Source organism: Chitinophaga eiseniae (genome assembly GCF_900167135.1).
In the GTDB taxonomy this organism is placed as follows: Bacteria; Bacteroidota; Bacteroidia; order Chitinophagales; family Chitinophagaceae; genus Chitinophaga; species Chitinophaga eiseniae.
Window position 1 is genome coordinate 124144 of record NZ_FUWZ01000004.1, and the last position, 16110, is coordinate 140253.

The 16110-nt window shown below is 52.2% G+C and carries 19 protein-coding genes; 13 read left to right on the forward strand and 6 right to left on the reverse strand.

Annotated elements, in window-relative coordinates; translation table 11 throughout:
- Positions 1 to 6: 6 nt before the first annotated feature.
- Positions 7 to 231, forward strand: coding sequence for a hypothetical protein (locus tag B5D63_RS24295; RefSeq protein ID WP_078671472.1), 225 nt, complete (start codon positions 7 to 9; stop codon positions 229 to 231).
- A gap of 65 nt (positions 232 to 296) precedes the next feature.
- Positions 297 to 1622, forward strand: coding sequence for a sensor histidine kinase (locus tag B5D63_RS24300; RefSeq protein ID WP_159456139.1), 1326 nt, complete (start codon positions 297 to 299; stop codon positions 1620 to 1622).
- Here B5D63_RS24300 and B5D63_RS24305 read toward each other — a convergent pair.
- Entirely contained in the window at positions 1619 to 2059 is a 441-nt protein-coding gene (locus tag B5D63_RS24305; protein WP_078671474.1) for a winged helix-turn-helix transcriptional regulator, read from the reverse strand. The genes B5D63_RS24300 and B5D63_RS24305 overlap by 4 nt on opposite strands.
- A 167-nt stretch (positions 2060 to 2226) precedes the next feature.
- Here B5D63_RS24305 and B5D63_RS24310 point away from each other — a divergent pair, with 167 nt between their 5' ends.
- The 10 genes from B5D63_RS24310 (at position 2227) to B5D63_RS24350 (ending at position 9732) form a co-directional block, all read left to right on the forward strand.
- Positions 2227 to 3003 (forward strand): SDR family oxidoreductase, encoded by a 777-nt coding sequence (locus B5D63_RS24310; protein WP_078671810.1) that lies wholly within the window; start codon positions 2227 to 2229, stop codon positions 3001 to 3003.
- A gap of 131 nt (positions 3004 to 3134) precedes the next feature.
- Positions 3135 to 3932 (forward strand): SDR family NAD(P)-dependent oxidoreductase, encoded by a 798-nt coding sequence (locus B5D63_RS24315; RefSeq protein ID WP_078671475.1) that lies wholly within the window; start codon positions 3135 to 3137, stop codon positions 3930 to 3932.
- 8 nt (positions 3933 to 3940) lie between these two features.
- Complete coding sequence (locus B5D63_RS24320; protein ID WP_078671476.1) at positions 3941 to 4927, forward strand: NAD-dependent epimerase/dehydratase family protein; 987 nt, start codon at positions 3941 to 3943, stop codon at positions 4925 to 4927.
- Between the two features lie 14 nt (positions 4928 to 4941).
- The gene (locus B5D63_RS24325; protein WP_078671477.1) at positions 4942 to 6018 is read left to right on the forward strand and encodes a sensor histidine kinase; all 1077 of its coding nucleotides are present in this window, start codon (positions 4942 to 4944) and stop codon (positions 6016 to 6018) included.
- A complete protein-coding gene (locus B5D63_RS24330) occupies positions 6015 to 6770 on the forward strand; it encodes a LytR/AlgR family response regulator transcription factor (RefSeq protein WP_078671478.1) in 756 nt (251 codons plus the stop codon). Before B5D63_RS24325 ends, B5D63_RS24330 begins: the two co-directional genes overlap by 4 nt.
- Positions 6771 to 6981: 211 nt before the next feature.
- Positions 6982 to 7908: a tail fiber protein gene (locus B5D63_RS24335; RefSeq protein WP_143313070.1), complete on the forward strand. Its 927-nt coding sequence runs from the start codon at positions 6982 to 6984 to the stop codon at positions 7906 to 7908.
- Between the two features lie 113 nt (positions 7909 to 8021).
- Complete coding sequence (locus B5D63_RS35825; protein WP_449384858.1) at positions 8022 to 8117, forward strand: hypothetical protein; 96 nt, start codon at positions 8022 to 8024, stop codon at positions 8115 to 8117.
- Positions 8117 to 8275 (forward strand): PLP-dependent transferase, encoded by a 159-nt coding sequence (locus B5D63_RS35830; RefSeq protein ID WP_394333856.1) that lies wholly within the window; start codon positions 8117 to 8119, stop codon positions 8273 to 8275. Before B5D63_RS35825 ends, B5D63_RS35830 begins: the two co-directional genes overlap by 1 nt.
- A gap of 22 nt (positions 8276 to 8297) precedes the next feature.
- Positions 8298 to 9341 (forward strand): SMI1/KNR4 family protein, encoded by a 1044-nt coding sequence (locus tag B5D63_RS24345; protein ID WP_078671480.1) that lies wholly within the window; start codon positions 8298 to 8300, stop codon positions 9339 to 9341.
- Between the two features lie 34 nt (positions 9342 to 9375).
- On the forward strand, positions 9376 to 9732 hold the full coding sequence (locus B5D63_RS24350) for a VOC family protein (protein ID WP_200817093.1): 357 nt from the start codon (positions 9376 to 9378) through the stop codon (positions 9730 to 9732).
- Here B5D63_RS24350 and B5D63_RS24355 read toward each other — a convergent pair.
- Entirely contained in the window at positions 9725 to 10198 is a 474-nt protein-coding gene (locus B5D63_RS24355) for a macro domain-containing protein (RefSeq protein ID WP_078671481.1), read from the reverse strand. The genes B5D63_RS24350 and B5D63_RS24355 overlap by 8 nt on opposite strands.
- A 117-nt stretch (positions 10199 to 10315) precedes the next feature.
- Positions 10316 to 10705: a DoxX family protein gene (locus B5D63_RS24360; RefSeq protein ID WP_078671482.1), complete on the reverse strand. Its 390-nt coding sequence runs from the start codon at positions 10703 to 10705 to the stop codon at positions 10316 to 10318.
- 289 nt (positions 10706 to 10994) lie between these two features.
- Here B5D63_RS24360 and B5D63_RS24365 point away from each other — a divergent pair, with 289 nt between their 5' ends.
- Positions 10995 to 12122 carry a lactonase family protein gene (locus B5D63_RS24365; protein WP_078671483.1) on the forward strand — a complete coding sequence of 376 codons (1128 nt, stop codon included), beginning with the start codon at positions 10995 to 10997 and terminating at the stop codon, positions 12120 to 12122.
- A 3-nt stretch (positions 12123 to 12125) separates the two neighbouring features.
- Here B5D63_RS24365 and B5D63_RS24370 read toward each other — a convergent pair whose 3' ends face one another.
- The 3 genes from B5D63_RS24370 to B5D63_RS24380 form a co-directional block, all read right to left on the reverse strand.
- A complete protein-coding gene (locus B5D63_RS24370; RefSeq protein ID WP_078671484.1) occupies positions 12126 to 12893 on the reverse strand; it encodes a phosphatidylethanolamine N-methyltransferase family domain-containing protein in 768 nt (255 codons plus the stop codon).
- Positions 12890 to 13864 (reverse strand): NAD-dependent epimerase/dehydratase family protein, encoded by a 975-nt coding sequence (locus B5D63_RS24375; RefSeq protein WP_159456140.1) that lies wholly within the window; start codon positions 13862 to 13864, stop codon positions 12890 to 12892. The genes B5D63_RS24370 and B5D63_RS24375 overlap by 4 nt, the downstream gene beginning before the upstream one ends.
- A 66-nt stretch (positions 13865 to 13930) precedes the next feature.
- Positions 13931 to 16072, reverse strand: coding sequence for a multicopper oxidase domain-containing protein (locus B5D63_RS24380; protein WP_078671486.1), 2142 nt, complete (start codon positions 16070 to 16072; stop codon positions 13931 to 13933).
- Positions 16073 to 16110 lie beyond the last annotated feature (38 nt).

Below are 16110 nucleotides of genomic sequence, written 5' to 3' on the forward strand. Positions count from 1 at the left end.
ACGCCTATGCATCCTTATTCTGAATGGACAGTAATATTGGTTTTTCTCGTCATTGAAGTGGCACTGATCGTGAAATATGGCGGGAGAGTGGTGGAGACCTACCGTCAATACCGGGAAAATGAGGTCCATGGCGTGATACTGGCCTTCAGGATCATTCTCTTCATGCTGCTGCTCACGGCTGCAGTCCTGCTGGACATCGTTTTGTGGCCAACCGGAAAAGAAACGCCATGATGCAGCCCGGGCATGAAGGCCGGGTATGCTTGATAAGCCAATTTTCGCGGTATATTTGCAGTCCTATGCATAAGGGTCCTTCTGGCTATCTATACCAACTTACACTGCGAGCGTGGAATTCCATCGTCAATGTTGGCGTAAGTCCGCTGATGCCCTTTATTGAGTCCAGGCGTACCCGGTTGTTAAATCTGCTGGCCATTCCCTGCATTCCTTTTATGTTGTTTTTTGCGGTGCTGAACTGTTACCAGGGGCGCTATCTTTTATCTGTCTTTAACCTGCTGACCAGCGGGATCAACGTATTTGTATTATGGCTGCACCGGAAACAGCGCTACCTGAGCGCCCGCATGGTGGCCATCCTTTGCAGTGTGCTGATATATACCTTTACAGGGCTTTTCTTTCATAACGGCGCAGAATATTTCCTGCTCAATATCCTGATCTGCTGCTTGCTGGTATACGACAATAAATGGCTCAACGCCGGACTGGGCGTACTGATCATTACCGCTTTCCTGCTGATCGTGTTCATGCCGCAACACTGGCGCTTTGCCGATCCCGTGCCGCAAAGCAGGGTATGGGCCAATGTGGCCACTTCCCTGCTGTTTATCATCATTGCGCTGAGTTTTTTCAAACATATCCAGTCAGATTACCAGCGGGAGATAGAAAAACAACGGGAGGCGCTGGCAACCATGAACAAGGACAAGGAAAAACTTTTCTCGATCGTGGCGCATGATATCCGCAGTCCGCTCGCTACACTGGAAATTCTGCTGGATATGTTCCAGAAAGGAGAGTATCCGGAAAATGAAATGGAAGAGGCTGCCGCAATGCTGCATAAAAAGATATCGCAGTTGGGAGGGTCGCTGGACAATGTGCTGCGCTGGAGCTCCCGCAGTATGAAGGGCATTCAGGCACAGGCCGTTAATTTTTATCTCGGGGTCCTGACAACAGAAGTATTGTATTTTTTTGAGATGACTATCCAGCAGAAGGGTATCCGGATGGAAACCAGCATCCCGGAGGACCTGATGTTGTATGCCGATAAAGACCAGGTGTCTGTGATCCTGCGTAATTTTTTGAGCAACGCACTCAAATTCAGCTACGCCGGCGGCGTGATTGAACTAAAGGCCCAGGCTGTGGGTGCTCAGGTGGCCATCAGTATTACCGACCATGGCACCGGTATGCCGCCTACCCAGGTGCTGCACCTGTTTTCCTACAACCAGAGCCCCGGCTACGGTACCAACGGAGAGCGCGGGACCGGCCTCGGACTCATTCTCTGTAAGGAGTTTGCCCAGCAAAACGGAGGGACCATCACCGTAGAAAGCAACGTTGACAAAGGCACCCGTTTCACTGTGTATCTGCCCATCGGCATCACCGCCGGCGGAGACGCGCCCTCTTCCTAAACAGCTTTGGCCAGCGTGCGGCGGCCCCGGATCACAGGCTTATCTTTTTTTATCTCCACACACTCACCGTCGGTATGCATGGTTTTCTGTTTGTTTTCCATCAGTTGACGGAAGGTTTCCATGTACTCCGCCCCCCATGTTTCCATAGAAGCCACAACAGGCAACATCGATTCGCCGAAAGGCGTCATGAAATATTCCACTTTGGGCGGCATCTCCGGATAAATCACCCTTTTGATGATACCATGAAATTCCAGCTCCCGCAACTGCAGGTCCAGTACCCGGCGGCTGGCGGAAGGAATAGCGCGCTGTAGTTCAGCGGGCCTCCGCACATTATTGGCGATCAGGTAGATGAGATAGGATTTCCATTTCCCGCCGATAATTTCCATCAGAATGGCCATGCCGCAGCTGAAGTCTTTCGGAATTTTCTTTTCGTACATCGTCGTCAGTTTTATACACGGACAAATTTATCCCTATTTCCCCAAACGGAGAATACGGAAAAAATTATCCGTATCCGAACATTATCGCCGTTATTGATGCTTTCATTTTATCTCCGTCCCTTTGTGTTGTCAAAAAAATGAACAACATCCACAAAAAAATCATCAACATGAAACAGGGAAAATACGAAGGAAAAAAAGCGGTAGTGACCGGAGGAACACACGGCATCGGACTGGCCACCGTAAAGATGTTACTGGCAGAAGGCGCTGAAGTATTATTGACTGGCCGTAATCCCGCCAACGTGGAACAGGTACGCCGGACACTGGGCGACCGTGCCCATGCCGTTGTTTCCGATGCTGCCAGCATAACGGACATCAAAGCGCTGGGCAACATCGTCAGGGAGAAGCTGGGAAATATCGACCTGCTGTATATCAACGTGGGGATCTCTTCCCTGACATTACTGGAGACCGTCACCCCGGAAACCTATGACCAGGCGTTTGCCGTCAACACCCGCGGCAGCTACTTCACCGTACAGCAGCTGGTGCCGCTCATCATTCGCGGAGGGTCCATCGTTTTCACCACGTCCGTGGCCGATAATTCCGGTTATGCCGGCATGAGCGTGTATGCGGGCACCAAAGCGGCGCTGCGGGCCTTCGCCAAAAACTTTGCGGCGGAACTGCTGCCAAAGGGCATCCGGGTGAATGCGGTCAGCCCCGGCTTCATAGATACCCCCACCATGGGCGTGACAGACGCCACGGAAGCGGAAAGGGACGCCTTCCGCAAGGCCGGCGACCTACTCACGCCGATGGGCCGCCACGGTTCCCCCGAAGAAGTAGCCAAAGCCGTACTGTTCCTGGCTTTCGACGCTACCTTTACCACCGGCGAAGAGCTGCTGGTAGATGGCGGTATCGGGCAACAGCTGACACCGGCTGAAAAGCTGGCCTGACAGCTCAGGGTCTTTTTTCCTCAACTCGAGGGAAATTCGTTTGCAGTAGCCTCCCGCTACTGCATTTTTGTGTCCGGTAATAAGCGTAAAGAAAACGGAAGCTGTTTTGATTACTTAAAGCCAACAATCATATGCAACCTACAAAGTACACGTTGATTACGGGAGCCAGTTCAGGATTGGGAAAGGAATTCGCCAGGCAATGCGCCGCCGGCGGCAGAAATCTTATCCTGATGGCGCTGCCGGGCAGCAATATGTTTTCCCTCGCGGAAAGCCTCGAGCTGGAATATGGAGTGGATGTCCGGTTTTTTGAATTCGATATGACCAATACCGTCCTGCTGCAACAGACGCTGGAAGAGGTGATGTCGCAATACCAGGTCAATTTCCTGATCAACAATGCCGGGATCGGCGGTACATCGGCCATTACGGACACCTCGCTGGAACGGATTGACAGCATTATCCAGCTGAATATCCGCAGTACGGTGATCGTTACCCGAATGCTGATTCCGCACCTGCTGCAGCATAAAGAGAGTTATATCATGAACATCGCGAGCATGGCGGCCTTTACGCCTATCGCTTATAAAACAGTGTACCCCGCTTCCAAAGCGTTCATCTCTTCCTTTTTCCTTGGCTTGCGGGAAGAGCTGGCAGGCACCGGGTTGTTTGTAAGCGTGGTGTACCCGGGGCCTATCATGACCAACTCGCATACTTCCCGCCGTATCATCGGACAGGGCTTCAAAGGCAAAATGGGACTGCTGAACACTTCGGAGATAGCGGCCATTGCACTGAAAGGCACGTTCAGCAAATGCCGGGTGATCATCCCCGGATTGATGAACCGCATCAATCATACGCTGATGCAGTTGCTGCCCTTGTCTTTCAAGCTGAAACTGGTGTCGAGGGAAGTAAAAAAGGAGATACAATTTACCATCTGATCAAATACATGAAGACAGTACTAGTGACAGGCGCCAATGGCTTCCTGGGCTCCAATCTCACCCGGGAGCTGTACCGGCAGGGATATGACATCAAAGCGATGATCAGGCCTACGGCCGATCTGAAAGGTATTGCCGATATTCCCTGTGAAGTGTACTATGGGCATATCGACAACCCGGACGATGTGATGGCAGCAGTAGCCGGTTGCAGCATTGTGGTGCATACCGCCTGCATTACGGACCAGTGGGATATTCCCTTTGAGGAATACGAACGGATCAACTATACCGGCACCCGTCATATTGTGCAGGCCTGCATCCGGCACCAGGTGGAGCGTTTTATTTATGTAAGTACGGCCAATACCATCGGTCCGGGCAGCCGGCAACATCCGGGCAGCGAGTTGAATGGCTTCACCCTGTTTAACGCCAATTCGGGGTACATCAACACCAAATACCTCGCCCAGCAGTATGTGCTGGAACAAGTGGCGGCAGCACGCCTGCCGGGCGTGGTGGTCAATCCCACCTTTATGCTGGGCCCCTGTGATGTAAAGCCCAGTTCAGGTAAACTGCTGCTGTACGGTTTGGGTAAGAAAGTGTTGTTCTATCCGCCGGGAGGAAAAAACTTCGTGCATATCCAGGATGTGTGCCGCGGGATCATTAATGCGATCGCCTATGGTAAAACGGGGGACTGCTATCTGCTGGCTGGCCACAACCTCAGTTACCGTGAGTTTTTTGCCCTGGTAAACCGGGTGGCGGGAGAGAAGAAGCTGATGGTGCGTATCCCGAAGGCTGTGCTGAAAATAGCCGGGATGACGGGTTCACTGCTGCAGCGTTTTACGCGGTTTCGCAGCAAACTGAATTATTCCTCGGCCTATCTGTTGTGCATCGATAATTATTACTCAGGAAAAAAATCAGAGCGGGAGCTGCAGGTAAGGTATACGCCGATTGAAGACGCTGTCAGCGGCGCATTTAACTGGTTCCGGGAAAATAACTATTTTTAGGACTAAGGCATACTATGAATTTCCAGGAAAACGAACCTTTATTCTCCAGCAAACTGTTCCTGTATCTTTCCAGGATACTGGTACTATTCACTTTCAGCATCATCTTTAAGTCCTTCGATCATACGTTTGTCAATGATCTGCGGGTGATGGATGTCAGGGGGTGGACTTTCAGTGTGGTATACGTGGTGTTCGGGCTGTTGGTATGGGAAGGGGCGGTATGGCTGGCGCGGGTGCTGGAAAAAAGGATAGGCGGCGGCAGCGCTTCCCGCCGGCTGACGGTGCTATGCTGTGCGCTGGTGCTGTATGGTATGCTGGCGGCGGTGGGTTTCGGTTTTCTGTATGCCATCACCGATATCCTGCTGTTTCACCGGTATGAGGCGTGGGAAAGCTTTAAGCGGCTGAGTTACGATCTCAACTTCGGGATCTTTATGTTTTACCTCCTGATATTGACGTTCAACGGTATCATCTATTACTATACCGCGTGGAAAGAATACCAGGTGCAGGCCGAGCGGCTGAAGCGGGAGAATATACAGGCGCGGTATGATGCGCTGCGTAACCAGATAGACCCCCATTTCTTTTTTAATTCGCTGAGTGTGCTGACGAACCTGGTGTATAAAAGCCCGGACCTGTCGGCAGACTACATCACCCAACTGGCGAAGACCTACCGTTATATTCTCGATAAAAAGTTCGAGAACCTGGTCACCATACAGACAGAACTGGACTTCCTGGAGTCTTATCTCTTCCTGATGCGCATCCGGCATCAGCAGAGCATACAGTTCCGGATAGATATCGATGAAAAAATACGCAGCAAAGGCATGATACCGCCGGTATCGTTGCAGCTGCTGATCGAAAACGCGATCAAACATAACCGCTTTTCTTCCGCCGATCCGCTGGTGATCACCGTTAACAGTGAAGACAGCTGCCTGGTGGTGTCAAATCACATCCGCCGCAAAGCCAGCACAGAAATATCGTCCGGCATAGGACTGGAAAATATACAGAAGCGCTATGCGCTGATCAGTGAGCAGGGAATCGAAGTATTACAGGCCGACGACATGTTTATTGTAAAAATTCCCATTATAACTGTCACATGAAGATAGTCATATTTGAAGACGAAATGCATAATGCCGAACGCCTGATGCAACTGTTACGCCAGTACGATCCGCGGATAGAAGTGGTGGCAGTGATAGAGTCGGTGGCAGAGGGCATCAAATGGCTGGAGCAGGGCATCACCGCGGACCTGATGATGATGGACATCCAGTTGTCCGATGGCAACTGCTTCGAAATGTTCAGCCAGGTGAAGGTAAACACGCCTATTATTTTTACGACGGCCTACGACGGTTTTGCCTTGCAGGCTTTTAAGGTGAACAGTATCGATTATCTGATGAAGCCGATAGAAACCGGGGAGCTGAACCGGGCATTACAGAAATACGAACACTTCCGGCCCTCTGCCGCTACCGCTATCAGTATCGAGAAGCTGGCCGAAGAGTTTATGAAGCGCAACAGCACCCGCTTTATCGGTAAGATCAACAATCAGCTGGTATATGTGAAAGCACAGGATATTGCCTACCTGCATTTTTCCAAGGGTATGACAGTGGCAACTACGGTCACGAACCAACGTTTTCCGCTGGACTACTCGCTGGACCAGATAGAGAAGATGCTGGACCGCAATGTGTTTTTCCGGATCAACCGGCAGTTTATTATCCATATTGATGCCATCAGGAAAATAACGACCTATTACAATAGCAGATTAATTCTTCAATTAGCGCCTTATGTTGATACTGATGTTATTATTAGCCGTGAGAGGGTGGCGGAATTCAAGAGCTGGCTTGAAGGCAAAAGCTAACGCCGTCAAGCAGTGAACAAGAGATGTCCTGCTGTACCGGGCCATCTCCGAAGCCTTCCTGTACTGATGCTTGTCCGTACGCTTCGAATCTTCCATTACAAGTCGGGAACGAAATTCCCGGCTTTTTTTTATTATGTTTGCGACTGGCTATTTAACCCGATATATGAAAAAAATATCCCTTTATTGTAAGTTAACTGTGTTAACCTTTTTCGTGGCTTTTTCTTGTGTACGTGCTGAAACTGTTGATCAATATACAACAGCGGTTACATTTCCTGCCGGCTATGCCGTGGGCGACTATGTGGAATTTCTGAAGGCCAGTCCCTCCGCCGTGGGTGCTTCGGGCTATTACGAAGTATCTATTGCGTATACCCGTAGCGGTATTGCTGCTGCGGCCACTTTCCTGGTGGGCGTTACCCATGCCAATCCTGATAAGTGGAGAGAAGCGGGCCGTATCAACAAGAGTGGCTTTCTGGCAGCCATGGACGAAAGCTTCACTGTGGATGTGAATGGTCAGTCCGGTAATGTGCGTTTCCGCATACGGGCCATCAATACTTATGGATCGCCTACCAATGCTGTGGGCGTAAATGTGAAAGTACGTGCCATTAACTTCAACGACAGTTGGACAGCCCTGGATGTGAGAGGCAATAACACCTCTCCCGTGGGACTGATGCCCATGACCAACGAATGGAACCTGTTTGTTGGTAACCCGCGAGATACGGCGACGGCTAATGTAGCGCTGACAGCCACTACCAACGGCAATGTTGGCATTGGTACCCGTGCACCACAATCTAAGCTGGCGGTAGCAGGTACCATCACCGCGCAACGGGTAAAAGTGACGGCCACCGGTTGGCCTGACTATGTGTTTCACGGCGATTACCGCCTGCCTTCCCTGCAGGAAGTGGGCGAATATATCCGGGCCTATGGCCATCTTCCGGAGATACCGGCAGCGGCAGTAGTGGAGAAAGACGGGCAGGATGTAGGTGAGATGAACAAGGCGCTGTTGAAAAAGGTGGAGGAACTGACGTTGTACCTGATGGAAGAAAATCAGCAACGTAAAAAGCTGGAAGCGGAAATGAACGCACTCAGAAGCAAACAACAGGTGCTGGAGCAACAGTTACAGGCGTTGCAGCGAAAGTAATTCCCCCGCTGCTTGCTTTCCTTTACCCTTTTGGGTAATTTCGGGAGGAATCAAAGCTCTTTTCCCGGGATCTCTATGGCGGTACCTGGAAGCTGGCGCCGCAGGAATGTTACCTGGCGGAGAGAAGTCTTAAAACACTGGCATTGCGGGTACAACAGCATAACGCCAACGCGCTTGCATTGGCGGACTACCTGGCCTGGAAAGCCTGATTTGTCAGCCGTCCACCTCCTCGCACAGGGCATTATCAGCTGCCGCACGCCAGGAGCCGGGCATCGCTGATAACCTGCTGCGGCTTTCTGCCGGCATCGAAGAGGTAAGAGATCTGAAAGCAGACATCGAACAGGCGATACGCCGCGCAGGCATCTGAGATATGTTGTACCTTGCAGCCCATGAGCAACACTTTAGTTAACCTGACCGATACTTTGTTTGCCGAAAAGGATGGCAGCAAATTCGCCACCCTGAAAGATAAACTCATCCGCAGTTACGCCGGCAAAGACCGGCAGGCAGTGATAGCAACGCTGGTGCGCTATGCCCGTGAAGGGCAGCTGTTGCACTGGCGGGGATACCTCATGGCAGATATTGTCCGCCTGATGGCCCCAGGAGAAAGTGCATGGCGTCCTTTTTTCGAATGGGCGGTATCACAGCCGGCGCTTGCCTATTGGGCGACCGACGGTCTGCTGACAACAGCCGGCCGCGACGCTTATCCTGTACTGGTAGCGCTGGCACTGAACGAAGACCGGTCGCCGGAGCAACGTGCCAAAGCGATGAAGAGCCTGGCCATGTACAGCCGTCAGCCTTTCGACCGAGCATTACCCGGTGACCCGGGCTATTGGAAGCCGGAGCAGCTGCGGCTCACTGAGCTGCAAGCCTGGCAGGAGCAAGGATATCCGGATGGAGCTGGATACGCGCCACCACAGGTGCATCCGTCGTTATTGCATCCCGGTAATGATTTCGAGAAACTGATGGCCAGGCTGGACAAACAACTGGAGAAAAAACGACGGAAAAATAAAGATCACGCAAACCCCTCCGACTGGCTGACCGTGGCCGATGAAAAAGATATGGCGTACATCCGTGAACGTTGGACGCTGCCGGATGTTTATCTTACTTTCCTGCAAAATTATTCCCCGCTGAAAGTGACCTTCTCAGGCCCGCATTTTACCGAGGGACTTTCCCTGTACGGTGCGCATGAACTGGCGGCACGGCAAGGAGGCTACGCTTTCAATGGTATCAGCGGCGAACCACTGACGGATTGGCCTTCCGACCTGCTGGTCATTGGCGATGATGGCGCCGATCCCTATTGCCTGGACCTGTCGGCCATTAAAGACGGAGACGCGCCGGTGCTGATGGCGCTGCACGGGCAGGGGGACTGGGATTTTGAAGTGTATGCGGAAAGTTTTGCGGAACTTATCAGGAAATTGGTGGCTGTAAAGTAATCACTTTTAGAGGATATAAAAATTTGATCACCCCATGATAAATCTGCAGCTACTCGTCATCAAAACGCACCAGCCTGAAGTACTGGCAGCGTTCTACACGCTGCTGGGAATCGAGTTTGAATACCACCAGCACGGTAAGGGCCCTTTTCACTATGCCAGCAAAAATGGCCTGCCTGTAATGGAAATTTATCCATTGCCTGCGAATGTGCCAACTGCGGATAACACCACGCGTTTGGGTTTCGGAGTGACACAGCTGGATGAACTTATTAGACGCCTGCAACAACAGCAGACGCCCATTTTTGCAATACCGGGGCAAAGCGAGTGGGGCTACCGCGCCATAGTACAAGATCCTGACGGCCGAAAAGTAGAACTAACGGAAATGCCTACTTGAAATCGTATACTGTTACTCCAATACCTTTGGTCATCAGTTCCTGCTGAAGAAGAGGTGCTATCTTATCCCAGGTGCCGCCGGCGAGGCCGCAGCCTATGCGGGGCATATGTACGGTGGCATTATGTGCCGCGGCAAATGCCGCTACCTGCCGCAGGCCTTCCTGTATGGCTTCATAACGAACGGGAGGGAGGCCGTCTTTGCCATTGGTGATTTTATGCTGGCCAATAACATTGGCTACCCACAATTGCGGTTCCACCGCCACCAGCTGTGCGTTCCCCAACGCGAAATTTTCTCCGGAGGCATACCAGTCGCGGAACTGTTTTTCCGGTTGCGGCCAACGGGCAGACAACGCCAGTACAAATCCTTTTCCCCAACGCCCAATATCATTACAGATATGGACAATTATTTTTTCGCCGTCGCCAACGGGTTGCGTAGCATCTCCCTGCATATACCTGATCTCGCTCATCCTGGTTAATATTTACTTTGCGTCAAAAGTACGTTAACGTGGTTGCATTACCAAATATCTGATCAGGCGTGAAACATAAAAAATCAGCCCTGTCGGGAGACAGGGCTGCAGCTCATTTCACGCGACTGACAACTTCGATGGGTCTTTTTCCTTCAATCTTTTGTGGTGATAGATATAAGAGCCGGCAAGTACCGCAAAGAAGATGAGGAACATCCAGGAGGTTGCAGCGTCACCAACAGCAATGCCGGAGTAGAGTGCGCCGGTAAGGTCATACACCAGGCCGGCGTATGCCCATTCTTTCAGGCGCGGATGGCCGGGAGTGACGATAGCAATGACAGCCAGCAGTTTGGCGACGCCCAGGAATGGGAGCAGGTACATCGGATAGCCGAGGTGCTGGAAGACATCCCTGGCTTCTTTTACAGACAGCGCATCCGGTATGGCAGACATGGTAATTCCCACAGCAAGTAAACCGGTGAAAATCCAATAAAGAACAGTTGTTTTTTTCATGTGATAGCTATTTATGGGTGTTTCATGATAACAGTGTTTATAAATAGCCGCGTGGCTCACGTGGTGACATTCAGGGGGAAATGGTCATCGTCTGTATTGCTTCCTTTCTGCCCGGATGAACAGCTCCCGTCTCATTAATACGCAACCTTTTGGTTGTATAAAGATAGGGAACCTTTGGTTTGTATATTGATTTTTTCCGGGAGACGTAATTATGATTTCCAAAGATGCTTTGATAGTTTTGTAAAGACAGCTACGCGCTATCCTTTCACGTTAAAAACGAATACATCCTTTGAAAAAGAAATTCCGGTTGTTATGTCTGCTGGCAATGGGCATCAGCCAGCTGCTGTCTGCGCAGCATTACTACTTGTTTGTCGGGTCCTATAACCAGGATAAAAGCAAGGCAGGCATCTATATTTACCGTTTTAATCCCGATGGAGGGACGTTACAGGCGGTCAGCTCCGTCAGCCAGGTGCTGAACCCCGCTTACCTGGTGCCTTCGGCCGACGGCCGCTACCTATACGCCTGTACGGAGGCGCAGACGCCGGGGGGTGGCAGCGTGACCAGCTACACTTTTAACCCGGAAACAGGGGAGGCAGCCTGGCGCAGCAGCCAGTCTGCCGGTGGCGAAAACCCGGTATACATCGCAGAACATAACAGCGGTCACTGGCTGGCAGTGGCGAATTATACCGGCGGCAGCGCCGCAGTGCTCCCGGTAAAGGATGGTTATATAGGCAAAGCAGGACAGGTGCTGGTATTCAAGGACAGCAGTCTCACGGACCGGCAACGCAGCTCGCACGTTCATTCGGCGGTACTGGACCCGGCAAACCGTTTTCTTTTCCTGCCGGACCTCGGGGCGGATAAAATCCGTTGTTTCGCTTTTAATGCAGATAATGCGCAGCCATTGCAACCGGCCTCGCCGCCCTTTACCACAACAGTGCCAGGCAGCGGTCCGCGGCACTTCACGTTTCATCCCCGGCTGCCCCTGGCTTATAGTATAGAAGAATTGTCGGGCATGGTCAGCGTATACCGGTATGGCAACGGGCGGCTCGATAGCTTGCAACGGATAACGGCGCACTATACACGCAAAAAAGGAGACAACTACGGCGGCGCAGACATCCACACCTCGCCGGATGGCCGTTTCCTATACGTCTCCACCCGTATGGATGAAAATATCATCGTAACCTACGCCATCGATCCGGCGTCGGGGCTGCTCAAAAAAATCGCACATCAGTCTGCCGGAGGTAATCATCCGCGTAACTTCGTGATCGATCCTACCGGAAGATACCTGCTGGTGGCCAATCAAATGAGCAATAACATCGTGGTGTTTGAACGCAACGCAAAAACGGGGCTGTTGAAGAAAACGGGTACGGAGCTAACCATGCCGGCGCCTTCCTGCTTACAGATCAAAGCTTATTAAACGTTACCAGAGAAAGGGTATCAATACCCGCCGTTGTGAAGGATAGTCCGGGAACCGCTGACGGTACCACCGCTGGTTGGCAGCGGCCCTTGGTACAAGGTTGGCGCAGGTCCAGATAAAGAAAGCCAGCGCAGGCGCACTCCACGTCAGCAGCGCATAACCACCCCATTCCAGGATTTCTCCCATAAGGTTGGGGGAAGTGACGTATTCAAACAGTCCACCCTGCGGCAACTTGTAACCGGTGTCATGTTTGCCGCGCAGCCCTATCAGGTGATAATCCGCCGACCAGTTGATCAGCATACCGGCAAAAAAGCAGCAGGCGCCTGCTATGAAAGGGGGACTGGTACACCAATCGTCAGGGTATGTTGCGTAATGCCCAAACCAGGCACCCAGCAAGGAACCATTCACGGTATTAAAAAGAACAGCCGATAACATAATCACCAGCGGCATCTTCTTGCCGCGGGTGCGTATCATAAACGGATATACGAAGCTGCGGTGCAGGTAATGCAGCAGGAACATGCCGGTCATCACACCGGCCGGCGAGGTCCATTTCACCGCCGTTGGCGGCTGCCATATAAAGAAAGATACCAGCACGGTGGTCTCCATGAATATCCATCCCAGTTTATTACTGATCATCGGGCCCCATTTCTCAGAGGTGAAGCGTCCGTACGGCGCCTCGCGCCGCAGCAGGTACAGCGCGGCGATAATGCCGATGGCGGACCAGCCGCCGATAAAAAGGTAGTATTGCTGAAGGGAAGGGTATGCATTCATGGGAGCATCTTGTTTTCTTTAAACCATACGATTGTGTCCTGTAAAGTGCCGGCGAGACTACCGGGACGAAAGCCCAGTTCCCGCGCTGCTTTGCTGCTGTCTATTTTGCGGTTGCTGCGGATAAGGTTGTATATCGATTGCCGGGTGTAAAACGGCGCGCCGCCGGTGAGCCGCCCAAGGGCACGCACCAGCGGCAGAAGCCCCATCACCAGCCACAGGGGCAATACGGGAAGGAATATACGTTTTCCTTTGGTCTGTGCAATATGTGCCGATAGTGTTTTCAGCGTCATCCACTCGCCGCTGAGGATATAGGCCTGACCGGGAGTGCCGGCTGTCAGCGCCCGGGAAACAGCCTGCGCTACCTCCCTGACATCCACAAAGTCCACGCCGCCGGGAAATATCGCGGGTATCTTTCCCTGGTAAATACGTACTACAGCGTCCCCAATCAAAGAAGGGCGCCGGTCAAACGGACCGATAACTGCCGTAGGCGCCAGCGCGATCACCTCCAGCTGTGGCCCGTTACAGGCCATCGCCGCCTCCTGGGCTACCGCTTTGGAATGATCATAACTGTAACGCATCGCCTGTGTGTATGGACGGGTTTCGTCCATCGGCATATCGTAAGGGGCCTGCTCGTAGGCGGTGATAGAGCTGATGTATAAAAAACGACGGACGCTGGCCTGTTGCGAAGCTTCGGCCAACAGCCGGGTAGTGGTGGTATTAAAGTGAAAAGCTTCCATATCCGGCGTATCGCTCACCGAGATAACCGCCGCCATGTGAATGACTGCATCCATACCTGCTACAAACGTAGCGACAAAATCAGGATCTAACAGGGAACCATATACGTAGGTAACACCGTTGGCGGGTGGCTGGGTTTTCCGGACGTGAATGCTCAACTGGTGTCCCTGGGCCAGCAGCAAGGGTGTGAGGACGGTGCCTATGTAACCCGTTGCGCCGGTGATTGCGATTTTCATGCATCGAATATAATATTTTATTTGATGCATTATTGTGCCCGGAGCTTCAGCCCCGGGCTACCACGATTAATAGGATAATGTTATCCCTGCGCCCAGGCCCATGTCGCTGTCGTAGTGGGTAGAAAGGGCGAAGTTGCGGGTGAAGATGTACCGGAAACCGGCCATATACTCCTTATCGGTGTTCACCATAAAGTTGAACCTTAATCTTCTCGTGATGGGCACGTCGTCGCGCATCAGCTGTACACGCAGCCTGCCGTCGGTATCGATAGAGGCGTCTGCCAGGATGAGCATGGGTAGGGTGTATTGTACACCGAGGTGCAGCACCTGCCGGAAGTCTTTCGTGCTGCGCTGGCCAAACAGGTTCTTTTCGTCGTCATCGCCCATTTTGCGGTAACGTACGTCCCAGCCCACATAACCCAGCAGCCATTGGTTTTTACCGAAGTAACGGCCAAAGTGCGTCTCGTTTTCGTAACCATGCCTGTCGTTAAGGCCTATACGCCATTCGGCGGAGAGGCGGTAACGGGTGTTGGAGAGCATGATCTCACCGTCACTGCCGTTGCTTTCCAGTCCTACCTGGCCCATGAGATGCAGCATGCGGTCGTCGCGTTTCAGCATCCGGTATGCTTTCACCGGGTCTGGTACCTGCGGATTGGGAGGGGAGTCTTCATAACTGAACACACGGCCCATCCCGCTCATCATATGGTATAAGATGTGACAGTGGAAGAACCAGTCGCCGCTCTCGGTAGCGGCAAACTCGATGGTATCTACCTCCATCGGCATGATGTCCAGTACGGTTTTCAGCGGGGAGTATTCCCCCTGGCCGTTGAGTACCCGGAAGAAATGGCCATGCAGGTGCATGGGATGACGCATCATGGTGTTGTTGTACAGGACAATGCGTACGTTCTCTCCTTTTTTGATCAGTATCTTGTCGGTTTCTGAAACAGTTTTGTTGTTGATGGTCCACACATAACGGTTCATGTTGCCGGTCAGCTCAAACCGGAACTCCCTGGTGGGGCCTGCCGGCAGCGTGGTTTTTGCCGGCGCTTTGAGCATGCCGTAGTTGAGTGTTACAATATCGCCGGTGGTGGAATCAGGGTTGGTGATCTCCGGATACATGACGGTGTTCATGTCCATGGTCTGGTTGGTCATCATCATGCCGCCGCTGGTATCGAGGTTGCCATCCATGCGCATCATGTCGTTCATCATTTTCATCCCTTCGAAGTATTTGAGTTTAGGGAGATGGCGGGCGGCTACTTTCTCACCGGCGCCTAACCACAGGGAGGTGCTGTTGGTACGGTCTTCTGCAGTGGCCAGGAATTCGTAGCTTTTATTATCCGGGATGGTCACGATCACATCATATGTTTCGGACACGCCTACCAGCAGACGGTCTACTTCCACAGGCTCCACATCGGCGCCGTCGTTGGCTACCACGGTGAGCTTACCACCGCCGTAGTTGAGCCAGAAATAGGTGGAGGAGCTGCCGTTAATGACCCGCAGCCGTACTTTATCGCCAGCCTTGTACGCCGGCGCAGCGGCCTGTGGCTGGCCGTTGGTGAGGAAACGTTCGTAGTATACGTCACTCACGTCCATGGCGTTCATCCGTTTCCATTCGTTGGTGACTTTCGTGCCGAAATAGCCTTTTTTGATGGCTTCGGCGTAACTCTGGGTAGAACCTTTTTTGATGGCGAACCAGTCGCTCGCATTGTGCAGCATACGGTTCACCTGGTGCGGGTGGATGTCGGTCCAGTCACTGAGCAGTATCACCTCTTCCTTTTGCGGGGCGGCGTTTCTTTCATGGAAAACGATGGAGCCGTACATGCCGCTTTGTTCCTGGAACATGGTGTGACTGTGGTACCAGTAAGTACCGTGTTGTACAACAGGAAAGCGGAACTTATGGGTTTGCCCGGCTTTGATAGGTTGTGTGGTCAGGTAGGGGACGCCATCTTCCTGGTTGGGCAATATCAGGCCGTGCCAGTGGATGGACGTTTCTTCATTCAGGGTATTATGAACATATATTTCGGCGGTATCCCCTTCGGTGAAGTGCAGCACAGGGCCGGGGATGGTGCCGTTGATGGCCAGTGCATGTTTCATTTTACCGGAATAGCGGACCATGGTATCGCCCACATAAAGATCGTAACGGATGGTTTTTTGTGCAAAGACAGTGTAACTGGCAAAGAGCAGCAGAAGCAGTGAGAGGAGCTGTTTCATAAAAGATATTTATCGACGGAAGGCAGGAGGACAGGACG

What these genes read in the sequence shown, in the direction of transcription:
- B5D63_RS24295 (WP_078671472.1), top strand. Translation starts at nt 7, where the DNA reads ATGCATCCTTATTCTGAATGGACAGTAATATTGGTTTTTCTCGTCATT.
- B5D63_RS24300 (WP_159456139.1), top strand. Translation starts at nt 297, where the DNA reads ATGCATAAGGGTCCTTCTGGCTATCTATACCAACTTACACTGCGAGCG.
- B5D63_RS24305 (WP_078671474.1), bottom strand. Translation starts at nt 2,059, where the DNA reads ATGTACGAAAAGAAAATTCCGAAAGACTTCAGCTGCGGCATGGCCATT.
- B5D63_RS24310 (WP_078671810.1), top strand. Translation starts at nt 2,227, where the DNA reads ATGAAACAGGGAAAATACGAAGGAAAAAAAGCGGTAGTGACCGGAGGA.
- B5D63_RS24315 (WP_078671475.1), top strand. Translation starts at nt 3,135, where the DNA reads ATGCAACCTACAAAGTACACGTTGATTACGGGAGCCAGTTCAGGATTG.
- B5D63_RS24320 (WP_078671476.1), top strand. Translation starts at nt 3,941, where the DNA reads ATGAAGACAGTACTAGTGACAGGCGCCAATGGCTTCCTGGGCTCCAAT.
- B5D63_RS24325 (WP_078671477.1), top strand. Translation starts at nt 4,942, where the DNA reads ATGAATTTCCAGGAAAACGAACCTTTATTCTCCAGCAAACTGTTCCTG.
- B5D63_RS24330 (WP_078671478.1), top strand. Translation starts at nt 6,015, where the DNA reads ATGAAGATAGTCATATTTGAAGACGAAATGCATAATGCCGAACGCCTG.
- B5D63_RS24345 (WP_078671480.1), top strand. Translation starts at nt 8,298, where the DNA reads ATGAGCAACACTTTAGTTAACCTGACCGATACTTTGTTTGCCGAAAAG.
- B5D63_RS24350 (WP_200817093.1), top strand. Translation starts at nt 9,376, where the DNA reads ATGATAAATCTGCAGCTACTCGTCATCAAAACGCACCAGCCTGAAGTA.
- B5D63_RS24355 (WP_078671481.1), bottom strand. Translation starts at nt 10,198, where the DNA reads ATGAGCGAGATCAGGTATATGCAGGGAGATGCTACGCAACCCGTTGGC.
- B5D63_RS24360 (WP_078671482.1), bottom strand. Translation starts at nt 10,705, where the DNA reads ATGAAAAAAACAACTGTTCTTTATTGGATTTTCACCGGTTTACTTGCT.
- B5D63_RS24370 (WP_078671484.1), bottom strand. Translation starts at nt 12,893, where the DNA reads ATGAATGCATACCCTTCCCTTCAGCAATACTACCTTTTTATCGGCGGC.
- B5D63_RS24375 (WP_159456140.1), bottom strand. Translation starts at nt 13,864, where the DNA reads ATGAAAATCGCAATCACCGGCGCAACGGGTTACATAGGCACCGTCCTC.
- B5D63_RS24380 (WP_078671486.1), bottom strand. Translation starts at nt 16,072, where the DNA reads ATGAAACAGCTCCTCTCACTGCTTCTGCTGCTCTTTGCCAGTTACACT.